At 72.4% G+C, this 14,494-nt stretch carries 11 protein-coding genes; 2 read left to right on the top strand and 9 right to left on the bottom strand.

Features of this window, described 5'->3' with window-relative positions:
- Positions 1-10: 10 nt before the first annotated feature.
- From ACFWIA_RS04670 to panB, 4 genes are all read right to left on the bottom strand, one after another.
- Positions 11-856, bottom strand: a complete 846-nt coding sequence (locus tag ACFWIA_RS04670) for an ABC transporter permease (protein ID WP_387000367.1) — start codon at positions 854-856, stop codon at positions 11-13.
- Positions 853-1,875, bottom strand: a complete 1,023-nt coding sequence (locus ACFWIA_RS04665) for an ATP-binding cassette domain-containing protein (RefSeq protein WP_387000365.1) — start codon at positions 1,873-1,875, stop codon at positions 853-855. The genes ACFWIA_RS04670 and ACFWIA_RS04665 overlap by 4 nt, the downstream gene beginning before the upstream one ends.
- A gap of 93 nt (positions 1,876-1,968) precedes the next feature.
- Positions 1,969-2,532, bottom strand: coding sequence for a hypothetical protein (locus ACFWIA_RS04660; protein ID WP_387000363.1), 564 nt, complete (start codon positions 2,530-2,532; stop codon positions 1,969-1,971).
- A gap of 248 nt (positions 2,533-2,780) precedes the next feature.
- On the bottom strand, positions 2,781-3,668 hold the full coding sequence (gene panB, locus ACFWIA_RS04655; protein WP_387000361.1) for a 3-methyl-2-oxobutanoate hydroxymethyltransferase: 888 nt from the start codon (positions 3,666-3,668) through the stop codon (positions 2,781-2,783).
- A 531-nt stretch (positions 3,669-4,199) separates the two neighbouring features.
- Here panB and ACFWIA_RS04650 point away from each other — a divergent pair.
- Entirely contained in the window at positions 4,200-5,231 is a 1,032-nt protein-coding gene (locus ACFWIA_RS04650; RefSeq protein WP_387000359.1) for an endonuclease/exonuclease/phosphatase family protein, read from the top strand.
- A gap of 105 nt (positions 5,232-5,336) precedes the next feature.
- On the opposite strand, the gene ACFWIA_RS04645 is transcribed toward ACFWIA_RS04650, so the two are convergent.
- The 4 genes from ACFWIA_RS04645 to ACFWIA_RS04630 form a co-directional block, all read right to left on the bottom strand.
- Positions 5,337-7,103 (bottom strand): NAD+ synthase, encoded by a 1,767-nt coding sequence (locus ACFWIA_RS04645; protein ID WP_387000357.1) that lies wholly within the window; start codon positions 7,101-7,103, stop codon positions 5,337-5,339.
- A 145-nt stretch (positions 7,104-7,248) separates the two neighbouring features.
- Positions 7,249-8,583 carry a hypothetical protein gene (locus tag ACFWIA_RS04640; protein ID WP_387000355.1) on the bottom strand — a complete coding sequence of 445 codons (1,335 nt, stop codon included), beginning with the start codon at positions 8,581-8,583 and terminating at the stop codon, positions 7,249-7,251.
- A 135-nt stretch (positions 8,584-8,718) separates the two neighbouring features.
- Positions 8,719-10,080: a type I glutamate--ammonia ligase gene (glnA, locus tag ACFWIA_RS04635; protein WP_385485864.1), complete on the bottom strand. Its 1,362-nt coding sequence runs from the start codon at positions 10,078-10,080 to the stop codon at positions 8,719-8,721.
- A gap of 235 nt (positions 10,081-10,315) precedes the next feature.
- A complete protein-coding gene (locus ACFWIA_RS04630) occupies positions 10,316-10,828 on the bottom strand; it encodes a pyridoxamine 5'-phosphate oxidase family protein (RefSeq protein WP_387000352.1) in 513 nt (170 codons plus the stop codon).
- Between the two features lie 267 nt (positions 10,829-11,095).
- Between ACFWIA_RS04630 and ACFWIA_RS04625 the strand changes: the two genes are divergently transcribed.
- Positions 11,096-14,137, top strand: coding sequence for a bifunctional [glutamine synthetase] adenylyltransferase/[glutamine synthetase]-adenylyl-L-tyrosine phosphorylase (locus ACFWIA_RS04625; protein WP_387000350.1), 3,042 nt, complete (start codon positions 11,096-11,098; stop codon positions 14,135-14,137).
- A gap of 127 nt (positions 14,138-14,264) precedes the next feature.
- Here the strand turns inward: ACFWIA_RS04625 and ACFWIA_RS04620 are convergent, their stop codons facing one another.
- Entirely contained in the window at positions 14,265-14,426 is a 162-nt protein-coding gene (locus tag ACFWIA_RS04620; RefSeq protein ID WP_387000348.1) for a hypothetical protein, read from the bottom strand.
- Positions 14,427-14,494: the final 68 nt, after the last annotated feature.

The following is a 14,494-nucleotide window of genomic DNA, read 5'->3' as shown; positions in this document are numbered from 1 at the left end:
CCGCGCCCCCTCAGGTCCGGGTCTGGAACTTCCGGATCGCCACCGGCGCCATCACCAGGGTGAGAACGGCCGTCCAGACCAGCACGACCACCAGGTCGTGTCCGGCGACGCCGTCACCGCTGATCAGGGAACGGGCCGCGTCCGCCAGCGCCGACAGCGGGTTGTAGTCGGTGAACCTCTGGAGCCAGTCGGGCATGGTGTCCGTCGGGGCGAAGATCGACGAGCCGAACTGGAGGGGCATCAACACCAGGAAGCCCAAGCTCTGGATGGCCTGCGCGTTCTTCATCACGACACCCATGGTGAGGAAGATCCACATCAGGGCGGAGCCGAAGAGCACGGCCAGTCCGATCGCGGCCAGCAGACCGCCGACGCTCTCCACCGACAGGCCGAGGGCGAAGCCCATGGCCAGCAGGATCGCCGTGGCGATGAGCATCCGGCCGATCTCCACCACGATCTTGGCGATGAGCACCGAGGAACGGGCGATCGGCAGGGACCGGAAGCGGTCCATGACCCCGGTCCCGAAGTCCTGGTTGAAGCCGGTGCCGACGGCCATGGCGATGTTCAGACCCATCATCGCCATCAGGCCGGGCACCACGTAGTCGACGTAGGCGTCCCGGGTCGGGAAGATCGCGCCGCCGAACACGAAGACGAACAGCAGCGTCAGGATGATCGGCGCCAGCACGGCGTCCAGGATCGACTGGGGGTCCTGGCGGATCGCCAGCACGTTCCGCTGGACCAGGGCGCCGGTGTGCCGCAGATGGGCGCGCAGCCCGATCCGGCCGTCGTCCTTCCCGTGCGGGGCGGGCTCGGTGGACGTGGTGGACGTGGTTGGATCGGTCAGGGTCGCGGCGCTCATACGGCGGTCTCCTCAAGGGCGGGAACGGGCTCCGTGGTGGCCGGACGGTGGCCGGTGAGGGACAGGAACACCTCGTCCAGGCTGGGCATTTCGGTGGAGATGCCGGCGAGCATGATCCGCCGGGCGGACAACACCTCGACGATGGCCGTGAGCTGTTCGTCGCTGAGGATCGGTACCAGGACGGTCCCGGTGCCGGGGTCGACGGTGGCCCGGCCGAGCCCGATGAGGCCGGAGTCGTCGAGCGCGGCGGCGACGGGTTCCAACTGACTGGGGTCGGCGGGGCGCACCCGCAGGGTCCGGCCGCCGACCCGGGCCTTCAGCGCGTGGACCTCGCCGTGCGCGATGACCTTGCCGTGGTCGATGACGGTCAACTCGTGGGCGAGCTGTTCCGCCTCCTCCATGTACTGGGTGGTCAGCAGCACGGTGACGCCCTCGTCGACCATCGTCTTGACCTCGTCCCAAACCTCGTTGCGGGTGTGCGGGTCCAGGCCGGTCGTCGGTTCGTCCAGGTAGAGGACCGCGGGACGGCCGATCATGGACGCCGCGAGGTCGAGCCTGCGGCGCATGCCGCCGGAGTAGGTCCGGGCGGGGCGCCGGGCGGCGTCGGTGAGGGAGAACCGTTCCAGCAGCGCGTCCGCGCGGGCGCGGGCGTCCCGGCGGGAGAGGTCGAGGAGCCGCCCGATGAGGATCAGGTTGTCGCGGCCCGTGAGCTTCTCGTCGACCGAGGCGTACTGACCGGTGAGGCCGATGCGGCGGCGCAGTGCGTAGGGCTGGCGGACCACGTCCCGGCCGGCGACGACCGCGGTGCCCGCGTCGGGGACGATGAGCGTGGCCAGGCAGCGCACCAGGGTGGTCTTCCCGGCGCCGTTGGGCCCGAGGACCCCCATCACCGTGCCCTCGCGGACGTCGAGGTCGACGCCGTCCAGGGCCTTCACCGGCCCGTAGTGCTTGACCAGCCCCCGTACGGAGACCGCGAGCTCCTCCGCGGAGCTGCCTGTGGATGCGTCGATGCGTGTCATGACCCCGACGCTGTCACCCGCCACCGACAGATCGCCGACAGATCACCGACAGGTGCCCGGCGGCCCCGCCGGTCGGCGGGGCCACCGGGAGCGTCAGGTGACGACGTGGACGGGGGTGCCCTCGGGGGCGAACTTCCACAGGGCCGCGCCGTCGGCGACCCCCTGGCGCACCGCTCCGGTCTGGACCCCGAGGTCGACCTTCGGCCGGGCGCCGTCCACCGCGTTGGAGAAGGCGATGGTCACCTTGGAGCTACGGGCGAAGTACACGACGTTCGCGACCTTCACGCCGTCGGTGCCGGTGCCGGTCGCCAGCCGGGAGAAGACCTTGTACGGACCCTCCGCCGGGTGGACCGACCCCGGCCACACCTCGAAGGTGCGCAGCGCCTTGTCCTGACCGTCGACGAGCCACACCCGCCGCAGTTCCAGCGAGTACACCACCCGCCGTCCCTGCCCCGACTCCTCGGGCACGGGGTGCGCCGCCGCCGGTTTCTTCTTCTCGGCGCCGGCCGTGGCGCTCGGCTTCGCCGTTGCACCCGCGGCTCCGGTCCCGCCCTTGGGCAGGGGCTCGACCCGTACGGCCAGCCCCACCACGACCACCAGGGCCGCACTGAGTAGGCCGGTGACCCAGGCCCACGAGGGCAGTCGACGCGAAGACACCCGGGAATCCTCCTCAAACCACGTGGGAAACGGGCCGGTTGGAACGCGGCCCCGTCACTGTGGGAAACCCGCCGTCCGGGCAGGCAGTAGGAGGATCGTACCGTCAGCGGGCGGGCGCCGAGCAGCCGCCCGAGGCGGGAACGGCGACAGCCCGTCGACGGGGGAGGATCGACGGGCTGTCCCGGTGCCGCAGTGGTCCGGTGGGACCGGTCCGACGGCGCCGCCGCCGCACCGGTCACGGGGTGCTGCTAGTGGACGGAGTGCTCCTCGGCGGGGAACGCCCCGTCGATGACCTCGTCGGCGAAGGCGCGGGCCGCGTCCCCCATCACGGAGCGCAGCTGCGCGTACTGCTTCACGAAACGGGGCATGCGTCCGCTGGTGAGGCCCAGCATGTCCGTGGTGACGAGCACCTGGGCGTCGGTGTCCGGGCCCGCGCCTATGCCCACCGTCGGGACGTGGAGCGTGCGGGTCACCTCGGCGGCGAGTTCGGCGGGAACGAGCTCCAGGACGACCGCGAAGGCGCCCGCGTCCTGGACGGCCTTGGCGTCCCGCAGCAGCTGCTGGGCCGCCTCCTCGCCCCGGCCCTGCACCCGGTAGCCCATGGTGTTGACGGACTGCGGGGTGAGCCCGATGTGCGCCATCACGGGGATGCCGGCCTCCACGATCAACTCGATCTGGCGGTGCGAGCGCTCCCCGCCCTCCAGCTTCACCGCGCCGACGCCCGCTTCCTTGACCAGCCGCATCGCGCTGCGCAACGCCTGGGTGGGGCCCTCCTGGTACGAACCGAAGGGCAGGTCGGCGACGATCAGGGGCCGCTTGGTGCCGCGCACGACGGCTGCGGCCAGCACGGTCATCTCGTCCATCGTCACCGGTACGGTCGTCTCGTACCCGAGGTGGACGTTCCCCATGGAGTCGCCCACCAGGAGGACCGGAATGCCGGCCTCGTCGAAGACGGACGCGGTCATCGCGTCGTAGGCGGTGAGCATGGGCCACTTCTCGCCGCGTTCCTTGGCGAGGGCGATGTCCCGGACGGTGATGCGACGGGTGCCCTTGCCCCCGTAGAGCGTCCTGCCGTCGTCGGCGGGAGGTGGTGCGGTTTCCTGACCGGCCGTACGGGCAGCCACGTGTTGCGTCATCGCAACGGCTCCTTCATGTCATCTCGAGGCGCCCTGACGGCGTCCCCGGATCACCTCCATGGTGGCACCTCGGGTCGCCCCGCGGTAGTCGGGTGCCGCCGGTGCGGTGCATCGGCCCGGTGCGCCGCCGCTCCCCCCCCCGACCCGGCCGGGCACTCCCGTCACCCCGGGCCCGTGGGCCCCGCTCCGCTGCGATCGATCGGACGGGCGCCCCGGGGGAGCCGGGACGGGCGCCGCCGGAGCGTTCCCGGGCGGGCGCCTTCCGGAGGACCCCACGTCACGGCCCCGCGACACGGATTCCCGTCGCCCTACTGGCGACCCCGTGCTCGGCGCAGTATGGTCGCCGCGCCCGGGCACGTGTGCGCATTTCGTCACAGTGAACGGTGGTTGCCCCCGTACCGGAACCCCCGCGGGGCACCTCGCCGTTCTCCTGCCCGTAAGGCCGCCGCGGGAGGGCGGGAACACCAGCGTTCATCGCCTAGGGTCATGACAGGCGGCAACGAAGTGCACAGCAGGCAGTGAGGCGACCCCATGGCGCAGCAGGCGTACGCGACGGACACGGACAGCGGCGAAGGCGACACGCGGACCGGCCGTCCCGCCTCCGGGCTGCGGCGCCTGTTCACCGGCTGGCGCGACGATCCGGGGATCTGGCGGCGCGGTCTGGTCCTCACCGGGATCGCCGTGCTGCTCGCGCTGGTGATGATCCTGCACGCGCAGATCCCCAACTCCATCGGCAACCTCGGCAGCCTCAACGAGACGTTCCTGCCGTGGCTCGGCGTGTTCGTGCCGGTGCTGTTCCTGCTGGCCGTGGTCCGCAAGTCCGCCACTGCGCTGATCGCGGTGCTGGTCCCGGCGGTCACCTGGGCGAACCTCTTCGGCGGCCTCGTCACCGACAAGACGGGCAGCGGCGGGGACCTCACCGTCGTCACCCACAACGTCAACGCCGAGAACCCCGACCCCGCCGCCACCGCCCGGGGCGTCGCCGCCTCCGGAGCCGACGTCGTCGCCCTGGAGGAACTGACCCCGCAGGCCGTGCCGGTGTACTCCCGCGTCCTGGAGAGCACCTACCGCTACCACGAGGTCGAGGGCACGGTCGGGGTGTGGAGCAAGTACCCGCTGAGCGGGACCAAGCCCGTCGACATCAAGCTCGGCTGGACCCGGGCGATGCGCACCACGGTGACCGCGCCGCAGGGCCCCGTCGCCGTGTACACCGCGCACCTGCCGTCGGTACGGGTGAAGCTGAACGCCGGTTTCACCGCCAGCCGTCGGGACCAGAGCGCCGACGCGTTGGGCGAGGCCATCGCCCGGGAACCGCTGGAGCGGGTGGTGCTGCTCGGCGACCTCAACGGCACCATGAACGACCGCGCCCTCAACGGCGTCACCGCGCAGATGCGTTCCACCCAGGGCGCCGCGGGCAGCGGGTTCGGGTTCAGTTGGCCCGCGGCGTTCCCGCTGGCCCGGATCGACCAGATCCTCGTCAAGGGCGTCGAACCGGTGAAGTCCTGGACCCTGCCCCGCACCTCCAGCGACCACCTCCCGGTCGCCGCCCGCATCACGCTCTGAGCCCCGCCGCCCGCTCCTGCCCGCGGACTCCTGCCCCGGGCGCTTCCCCATCCGGGGCGTGCCCCTCCGGCCCGGGCACGCGCACGCCCCCGGGCCGGGCCGGACTCACTCCGCGTCCGCGGCCGACTCCCGCCACCGGCTGGTGATCGGCAGCCGCCGGTCCTTGCCGAAGCCCTTCGCGGAGGTCTTGGTGCCCGGCGGGTACTGGCGCCGCTTGTACTCGGCGGTGTCCACCATCCGCAGCGTCTTCGTCACCAACTCCGCCTCGTACCCGGCCGCCACGATCGCGTCCGCGCCCTGGTCCCGGTCCACGTACCGGTCGAGGATGCCGTCCAGCACCGGGTAGTCCGGCAGGGAGTCCGTGTCCACCTGGTCCGGACGGAGTTCGGCGCTGGGCGGCTTGCTGATCGAGTTCTCCGGGATCGGCGGGGCCTGGCCGCGCTCGACCGCCGCCCGGTTGCGCCACTCGGCCAGCCGGAACACCGTCGTCTTGTACACGTCCTTGATCGGCCCGTAGGCGCCCACCGAGTCGCCGTACAGCGTGGAGTACCCCACCGCCAGCTCCGACTTGTTGCCCGGGGCCAGCACGATGTGGCCCTCCTGGTTGGAGATCGCCATCAGCAGGGTGCCGCGCAGCCGGGACTGGAGGTTCTCCTCCGCGAGCCCGGTCAGCTCCACCGCCTCCATGTACGCGTCGAACATGGGGGCGATCGACACCGTGCGGAAGTTCAGCCCGGTGCGCCGCGCCAACTCCGCGGCGTCCTCCTTCGAGTGCTCCGACGAGTACTTCGACGGCATGGACACCCCGTACACGTGCTCCGCGCCGAGCGCGTCGCAGGCGATGGCCGCCACGAGCGCCGAGTCGATCCCGCCGGACAGCCCGACGAGGACCGAGCGGAAACCGTTCTTCGCGACATAGGCGCGCAACCCCACGACCAGCGCCGAGTACACCTCCTCGTCGTCGTCCAGGCGCTCCGCGTACCCTCCGGTCAGTTCCGCCTCGTAGGGCGGCAGCGGCGCGGCGGACAGCGTCACGTGGTCGATCCGCAGCCCGTCGTCCACCACCCCGGCCGGCGGCTCGTCGTTCGCCGCGGGCAGCTCCAGGTCCAGCACCACACAGCCCTCGGCGAACTGCGGGGCCCGTGCGACGACCTCGCCGTCCTTGTCGACCACGATGGAGTCACCGTCGAAGACCAACTCGTCCTGGCCGCCGATCATCGCCAGGTACGCCGTGGTGCAGCCGGCCTCCTGCGCGCGCTTGCGGACCAGTTCGAGTCGGGTGTCGTCCTTGTTCCGCTCGTACGGGGAGGCGTTGATCGACAGCAGCAGGCCCGCCCCCGCGCTCCGGGTGGCCGGCACCCGGCCCCCGTCCTGCCACAGGTCCTCGCAGATCGCCAGGGCCACGTCCACCCCGTGCACCCGTACGACGGGCAGCGTGTCGCCCGGCACGAAGTACCGGAACTCGTCGAACACCCCGTAGTTCGGCAGGTGGTGCTTGGCGAAGGTGAGCACCACCTCGCCGCCGTGCAGGACGGCCGCCGCGTTCTGCGGGGCGCCCGCGGGCTGGCCGTACTTCGGCTGCGCGGTCTCACAGCGGTCGAGGTAGCCGACGACCACCGGGATCTCCCCGAAGCCCTCGTCGGCGAGGCGTCGGGCGAGGTCCCGCAGGGCGGTGCGGGACGCCTCCACGAAGGAGGAGCGCAGCGCCAGGTCCTCGACGGGGTACCCCGTCAGGACCATCTCGGGGAACGCGATCAGATGGGCCCCCTGCCCGGCGGCGTGCCGGGTCCACCGGAGCACCGCGTCGGCGTTGCTGGCGAGGGCGCCGACCGTGGAGTCGACCTGGTTCAGGGCAAGACGTAGTTGAGGCACCCCACCAGTGTAATCGTCACTCCGACGCAATGTCCCGTCCGGGCCGGTACGGGCCCCGGGCGGGGGCGGACCCGGGGTGGGTCCACGGACGGCCGCCGCGGGCCCGGACGGGTCGTGACCTGCGATGACCCCACCGGCAGGAACATCAGATGAGCACGTCGTCCTCACGGCCGGGCCAAGCGAGAGTGATCCCGACGCGCTCGCACAGGGCGACCCACCGCGCGTCCGACGGCTCGCGCTCGACCCACAGGACGGCCCGCACGGAGGTGGCCCGGTCCCTGAGCCGGTCGTGGTAGTCGAGCAGCTGTCCGATTCCCGTCCGAAGCTGCCGCGTCTCATTGGCCGGCGTCAGCGACTTCACCTCGCACACCGTCAGCTCGGCAGTGTTCCACCGCCATCCCAGGTCGAAGTCGGGGTCCGCGATGCCCGGCGAGAAGGCTTCCAGTCCGCGCGCGGCAGCGGCCTTGGCCAAGTCGTTCTGCAGCTTGCGGTGCGCCTTGAGGTTCCTCCCGACGAGATCCGCGTCAGCAGGGCCGTGCTGGGCGGGGGACGGCTCGACCGACTCGTCCGCCTCGCGATATCCGCAACCGACGGGGACGTCCGCCGGCTGCGTGGCCTCGCCGACCGGCGCCAGGTGGAAGCGGATGACCGGCCGCAGCGGGCCTCCCCCCGTCTCCGGCGCTTCACCCCAGGAGTACGGCTGCTCCGGGTCCACCGCGAACGCGCCGACGTACCGAACCGTGCCGCGCGACCCTTCGAAGAGCCGCAGGGCGAGCCCCAGACCCACGTGGTCACGCGTGGACGCGTTCCCCAAGCTGTCGAAGGTCTGCGGCCCGGTCTGCCCCTCTCCCGTGTAGTGGAACGTGCCGTCTTCGGCCCATGCGTCGAAGTAGCCGTGCTGGTGACCCGTCTTGGGGTCGCTGAACAGCAGCACGTTCTTCGACTTGGCGCACTTGCTGATACCGCCCTGCCGGCTGCCGCCGTACCGGTCGTGCAGCTCCTTGCGCTTGATGGTCTGGCCGGGCAGCAGGTGCCAGTCGGGTGCGGTGTCCACGACCTGACCGCCGGCGAAGGCCTCCTCGAAGGCGGCCCACTGCCCCTCCGTCACCCGGTGCGGGTTCGCAGCGAACAGGGTGCCGAGCGGCGACTGCTCCGCGAAGCGCGCATCCGCCGTGAACCGCTGCCGCGGGATCGCCTCGCCGAGCCATTCCTCCATGACCAGCGGGGCGTACCAGCGCGTTCCGGGGTCCTGCTGCCAGTACTCGTCCGGGGCGCTCGCCCGCTGCGTCGGGACACCCGTGACGCGCCCCCGGCCGACGAGCCCTCCGCGGGGCCCCGTGACCCACATGACGAACCGATCGCCGGCGGCCAACTCCGTCAGGTGCCGCCCGACGCTCCAGGATTCGAGGCCGTGCCCGTCCTCCCGGTACCGGTCGAGCGCGAACATCTCCTGGTTGCACGCCAGAAGCCACGTCGTCATGCCCACCCCCGTGGGATCGAGGAGATCAATCCCCATGAGGCTACGACAACGCACTGACAATCCACGGAGCCCGACGGCCCGCGGACGGCCCGGGCCGATCGGGGTCCCGGGCCGATTCGGCCCCCTGACCCGCGCCTACAGCACCGGCAGGTTCTTGCGCAGCTCGAACGCGGTGACCTCGGAGCGGTACTCCTCCCACTCCGACTTCTTGTTGCGCAGGAAGAAGTCGTAGACGTGCTCGCCGAGCGTCTCGGCGACCAGCTCGCTGCGCTCCATGAGGCGGATCGCCTCGCCCAGGTTCTGGGGCAGCGGCTCGATGCCCATCGCCCGGCGCTCCCCGTCGGACAGCGCCCACACGTCGTCGTCGGCGCCCGGCGGCAGCTCGTAGCCCTCCTCGATGCCCTTGAGGCCCGCGGCCAGCAGCACCGCGTACGAGAGGTACGGGTTCGCCCCCGAGTCCAGGGAACGGACCTCCACCCGCGCCGAGCCGGTCTTGCCGGGCTTGTACATCGGCACCCGGATCAGCGCGGAGCGGTTGTTGTGGCCCCAGCAGATGTACGAGGGCGCCTCGCCGCCCGCACCCGCGGTGCGCTCCGAGCCGCCCCAGATGCGCTTGTACGAGTTGACCCACTGGTTGGTGACCGCGGAGATCTCCGCGGCGTGCCGCAGCAGGCCCGCGATGAAGGAGCGCCCCACCTTGGAGAGCTGGTACTCGGCACCGGACTCGTAGAACGCGTTGCGGTCGCCCTCGAAGAGGGACAGATGGGTGTGCATCCCGGAACCGGGGTGCTCGGAGAACGGCTTCGGCATGAACGTCGCCTGCACGCCCTGCTCCAGCGCGACCTGCTTCATCACCAGCCGGAAGGTCATGACGTTGTCCGCGGTGGACAGCGCGTCCGCGTACCGCAGGTCGATCTCCTGCTGCCCCGGGGCGCCCTCGTGGTGGCTGAACTCCACCGAGATGCCCATCGACTCCAGCATGGTGATGGCCTGGCGGCGGAAGTCCATGCCGACGTTCTGCGGGGTGTGGTCGAAGTAGCCGGAGTTGTCGGCCGGCGTCGGCCGGGAACCGTCCAGCGGCCGGTCCTTCAGCAGGAAGAACTCGATCTCGGGGTGGGTGTAGAAGGTGAAGCCCAGGTCGGACGCCTTGGCGAGGGCCCGCTTGAGCACGTACCGGGGGTCCGCGAAGGACGGCGAACCGTCCGGCATGAGGATGTCGCAGAACATCCGGGCCGTCCCGGGTGCCTCCGCGCGCCACGGCAGCACCTGGAAGGTCCCCGGGTCGGGCTTGGCGATCATGTCGGACTCGTACACCCGGGCGAAGCCCTCGATGGCGGAACCGTCGAAGCCGATGCCCTCGTCGAACGCCTGCTCAAGCTCCGCGGGCGCGACCGCGACGGACTTCAGGAAGCCCAGCACGTCCGTGAACCACAGGCGTACGAACCGGATGTCGCGCTCCTCCAGCGTGCGGAGCACGAACTCCTGCTGCTTGTCCATTGTCGACTTCCACCCATCCTTGCTGGTCAGGCCGCGTGCTCCGGTGCCATGGGACAAGGTCCGGTCACGAGCATCCCCTCACACGGTTTCGGGCACGTTTCGGGCGTGGGGCCGACTGTGCGCGACCGGCCGCCCGCCGTGGCTCAGTGCCCATACTGCCTGCTGATCCGGGTTGCCGTAACGGCCGGGCCCGCCGTCGGGGAATGCGGGGCCCGGCTTCCGTCGACCGGACCGATCAGCCCAGCCGCCAGCGGGTCTGGCCGAACGGCTCCCCCTTGGCGAAGGCGAAGACGGTGCGCGGCGGGACCCGGAACACCCAGGCGACCCCGCCGTCCGCCTCGAAGGCGCCCTCGCGCACCTCGAACGCCCAGTCGGGCCCGTAGGCCGACTGCCAGGCGCCGGCCAGCTCCTGCAGCACCGCCTCGTCCGTGACCCGCTCGGCCCGGCCCTCCACCACCACGTCCGTACCGGCGTCCCAGGTGGGTGTGCCGGCGGTGAGGACCACCTCCGGGTTCTCCGCGAGGTTCAGCGCCTTGCGCTCGCCGGGACCGGTCGCGAAGTGCAGCGCGCCGTCCCACCACACCGCGATCAACGGGGTGACGTGCGGTCGGCCGTCCGGGCGTACCGTCGACACCCAGAACGCCCCCGCGCCGGACAGCACCTCCTCCACCCGCGACCACTCGGTGGGCTTCGCCCCCGGGGAACTGAAGTCGGCGTTGAGTTCTGCGCTCGGTGCGTCCTGCGACATGGTGCGGCTCCTTCGCCACGGCCCGGCCCCCGCCCCGGCGACGGGGTGCGGCACAGGGTAGACGGTGCTCCCGGGCGGAACCGATCGGTCACGACGTAGGCTCGGCGTGCCGCGTGATCTCCCGGCCGGTTCCGGGACGGTCCGCACCACGGGAAGGACGGGCGGCGAAACGATGGCGGGACGGTACGGACGGTACGGACGGAACACGGGGCCGGCGGGCGCACCGCCCGGTCGGGCCACCGCGACGGCGGTCGGAGGGACGCGGCGATGACGGTGCCCCAGGGGCGCAGGAGCAGCACGTTCACCCGGCTGCTGCGGCACGGCTTCACCGACCCCTCCGCGGCCGAACGGCTGCTGGACGGCGCGGCGCTCGCCCCGGTGCGGGCCGACCCGGTGCTGCTCGACGCGCTCAGCCGCACCGCCGACCCCGATCTCGCCCTGCTGGGACTCTCCCGGCTGGTGGAGGCCCAGCCGGACGAGGTGGGCGCCCGGGAGCTGCTGGACACCCTGATCACGGCGAAGCCCCTGCGCGACCGGCTGCTCGGGGTGCTCGGCGCCTCCGAGGCGCTCGCCGACCACCTGGCCCGGCACCCCCGGGACTGGCTGGCCCTGGCCACCTACGAGGCGCAGGACCTGCACCCGGGCGTCGGGGAGTTCACCCGCCAACTGGCCGGGGCCACCGACCCCGTGTCGCTGCGGGTCGCCTACCGGCGGTGTCTGCTGTCGATCGCGGCCCGCGACGTGTGCGGGACCACCGACGTCGCCCAGACGGCCGCCGAACTCGCCGACCTCGCCACGGCGACCCTGCGCGCCGCCCTGCGACTGGCCTCCGCGGCGGCGCCCGAGGACGCCGCCAAGTGCCGGCTCGCGGTCATCGCGATGGGCAAGACCGGCGGTCACGAGCTGAACTACGTCTCCGACGTGGACGTCATCTTCGTCGCCGAGCCCGCCGCCGACAGCAGTCACGGCAGTCACGACGGCAACGACAGCCGCGACGGCAACGGCGGCGGGGAGGCCGAGGCGCTGCGCGCCGCGACCCGGCTCGCCTCGCACCTGATGCGGATCTGCTCCGAGACCACGGTCGAGGGCACCATCTGGCCCGTCGACGCCAACCTCCGCCCCGAGGGCCGCAACGGGCCCCTGGTGCGCACCCTCTCCAGCCATCTCGCCTACTACCAGCGCTGGGCGAAGACCTGGGAGTTCCAGGCCCTGCTCAAGGCCCGACCGGTCGCCGGGGACGAGGAACTCGGCGCCGATTACGTCGCCACGCTCGCGCCCCTGGTGTGGCAGGCGGCCGAACGGGAGAACTTCGTCGCCGACGTGCAGAAGATGCGGCGGCGGGTGGTCGAGAACATCCCCGCGGGCGAGGTCGACCGGGAACTCAAACTGGGCCCCGGCGGGCTGCGGGACGTCGAGTTCGCGGTGCAGCTCCTCCAGCTGGTGCACGGCCGCGCCGACACCTCCCTGCGCAGCGGCACCACCCTGGACGCGCTCGACGCACTGGCCCGCGGCGGGTACGTCGGCCGGGTCGACGCCACCCAACTCGATGACGCCTACCGCTTCCTGCGGACCCTGGAACACCGCATCCAACTGTTCCGGCTGCGCCGCACCCACCTGGTCCCCGAGGACGACGCCGATCTGCGCCGCATCGGCCGGTCGCTCGGCATGCGCACCGAACCCATCACGGAACTCGACCGGGCCTGGCGGCGGCACACCTCGATGGTGCGGCGGCTCCACGAGAAGCTGTTCTACCGCCCGCTGCTCGACGCCGCGGCGCAACTCGCCCCGGGGGAAGCCCGGTTGAGCACCGAGGCGGCCCGGGAACGGCTGGTGGCCCTCGGGTACGCCGACCCGGCGTCGGCACTGCGGCACCTGGAGGCGCTGGCCTCGGGGGTGAGCCGCAAGGCCGCCATCCAGCGCACCCTGCTGCCGGTGCTGCTCGGTTGGTTCGCGGACTCGGCCGACCCCGACGCGGGGCTGCTGAACTTCCGCAAGGTGTCCGACGCGCTCGGCAAGACCCCCTGGTACCTGCGGCTGCTGCGGGACGAGGGCGCCGCGGCGGAGAACCTGGCCCGGGTGCTGTCCGCCGGGCGACTGGCCCCGGACCTGCTGCTGCGGGCCCCCGAGGCGGTGGCCCTGCTCGGTGACCCCAGCGGACTGCGCCCCCGGGGCCGGGCCGCGCTGGAACAGGAGGTCCTGGCCGCCGTCCGCCGCGCGGACGGCGTGGAACAGGCCGTCGGAGCGGCCCGCGGGGTGCGCCGCCGGGAGCTCCTGCGCACCGCCGCCGCCGACATCGTCTCCTCCTACGGCACCGAGGAGGAGCCCGCCGTCGCCGATCAGGGCGCCCTCGTGGACCTGGTGGGCGGGGCGGTCTCCGACCTGACGGCCGCGACCCTGGCCGGCACGCTGCGCGCGGTCGTCCGCGCCGGCTGGGGCGACGAACTGCCCGCCCGGTTCGCCGTCATCGGCATGGGGCGCTTCGGCGGGCACGAACTGTCCTACGGTTCCGACGCCGACGTCCTGTTCGTGTACGAGCCGCGCGCCGGCGTGGACGAACAGGTCGCCGCGAAGGCCGCGAACACCGTCGTCGCCGAACTGCGCAGACTGCTCCAGATCCCCAGCGCCGACCCGCCGCTGCTCATCGACGCGGACCTGCGCCCCGAGGGCAAGAGCGGACCGCTGGTACGGACCCTCGGCTCGTACGCGGCGTACTACCGGCGCTGGTCGCTGGTGTGGGAGGCACAAGCCCTGCTGCGCGCCGAACCGGTGGCCGGGGACGTCGCGTTGGGGCAGCGGTTCATCGAACTGGTCGACCCCCTGCGGTACCCGGCGGAGGGCGTCGGGGTGGACGCGGTCCGGGAGATCCGGCGGCTGAAGGCCCGGATGGAGTCCGAGCGGATGCCCCGGGGCGCGGACCCCACGCTGCACACCAAGCTGGGGCGCGGCGGACTCTCGGACGTGGAGTGGACGGTGCAGCTGCTCCAACTGCGGCACGGCTGGGCGGAACCGGGCCTGCGCACCACCCGGACCCGTGAGGCGTTGGCGGCGGCCCGCGCGGCGGAGCTGTTGGGCGGTGAGGAAGCGGCCGTCCTCGACGAGGCGTGGGTGCTCGCCTCCCGGGTGCGCAACGCGGTGATGCTGGTGCGCGGTCGGGCCGGGGACACCTTCCCCTCCGACGGCCGCGAACTCGCCGCCGTGGGGCGTTACCTGGGCTACGGTCCGGGCCAGGTCGGCGAGATGCTGGACGGCTACCGACGGGTCACCCGGCGGGCCCGCGCGGTGGTCGACGAGGTGTTCTACGGTTCCTGAGCCTTCCCGCTCCCGCCCGCGCGGCCGAAGTCCGGTCCGGCCGGGGGAGGAGGAGCCGCGGCGGGTCCCGGCACCGGCCGGAGCGGAGGACCGCAACGGGCCGGGAACCGGGAACCGCCCTCGGACGTCAGCCGAAGAGGCCGCCGACCGAGCCGAAGGCGTCGCTGACCGAGTCGGTCGCCGTCTCGGTGGCCGTCTCGACGGCTTCGGTCGCCGCGTCGGTGGCCGCCTCGGTGGCCGCGTCGGTGGCGTCGCTGATCGCTCCGGTGATGAAGTCCTCGATGGGCACGGTGAACTCCTGTGAGTCGCAGGGGCGGAACGACCGGTGGCCGCTCCGGGTGGAGCCGAAGATCCACA

Origin of the sequence: Streptomyces sp. NPDC127068, assembly GCF_042724695.1 — a bacterium.
GTDB lineage: Bacteria > Actinomycetota > Actinomycetes > Streptomycetales > Streptomycetaceae > Streptomyces.
Note: the sequence above shows the minus strand (reverse complement) of the source record. Positions and strands in the feature narration are given on the sequence as shown.

Bases quoted from the DNA above. Each gene is read 5' to 3' on its own strand.
- ACFWIA_RS04670 (WP_387000367.1), bottom strand. From the start codon at position 856: ATGAGCGCCGCGACCCTGACCGATCCAACCACGTCCACCACGTCCACC.
- ACFWIA_RS04665 (WP_387000365.1), bottom strand. From the start codon at position 1,875: ATGACACGCATCGACGCATCCACAGGCAGCTCCGCGGAGGAGCTCGCG.
- panB (WP_387000361.1), bottom strand. From the start codon at position 3,668: ATGACGCAACACGTGGCTGCCCGTACGGCCGGTCAGGAAACCGCACCA.
- ACFWIA_RS04650 (WP_387000359.1), top strand. From the start codon at position 4,200: ATGGCGCAGCAGGCGTACGCGACGGACACGGACAGCGGCGAAGGCGAC.
- ACFWIA_RS04640 (WP_387000355.1), bottom strand. From the start codon at position 8,583: ATGACGACGTGGCTTCTGGCGTGCAACCAGGAGATGTTCGCGCTCGAC.
- glnA (WP_385485864.1), bottom strand. From the start codon at position 10,080: ATGGACAAGCAGCAGGAGTTCGTGCTCCGCACGCTGGAGGAGCGCGAC.
- ACFWIA_RS04630 (WP_387000352.1), bottom strand. From the start codon at position 10,828: ATGTCGCAGGACGCACCGAGCGCAGAACTCAACGCCGACTTCAGTTCC.
- ACFWIA_RS04625 (WP_387000350.1), top strand. From the start codon at position 11,096: ATGACGGTGCCCCAGGGGCGCAGGAGCAGCACGTTCACCCGGCTGCTG.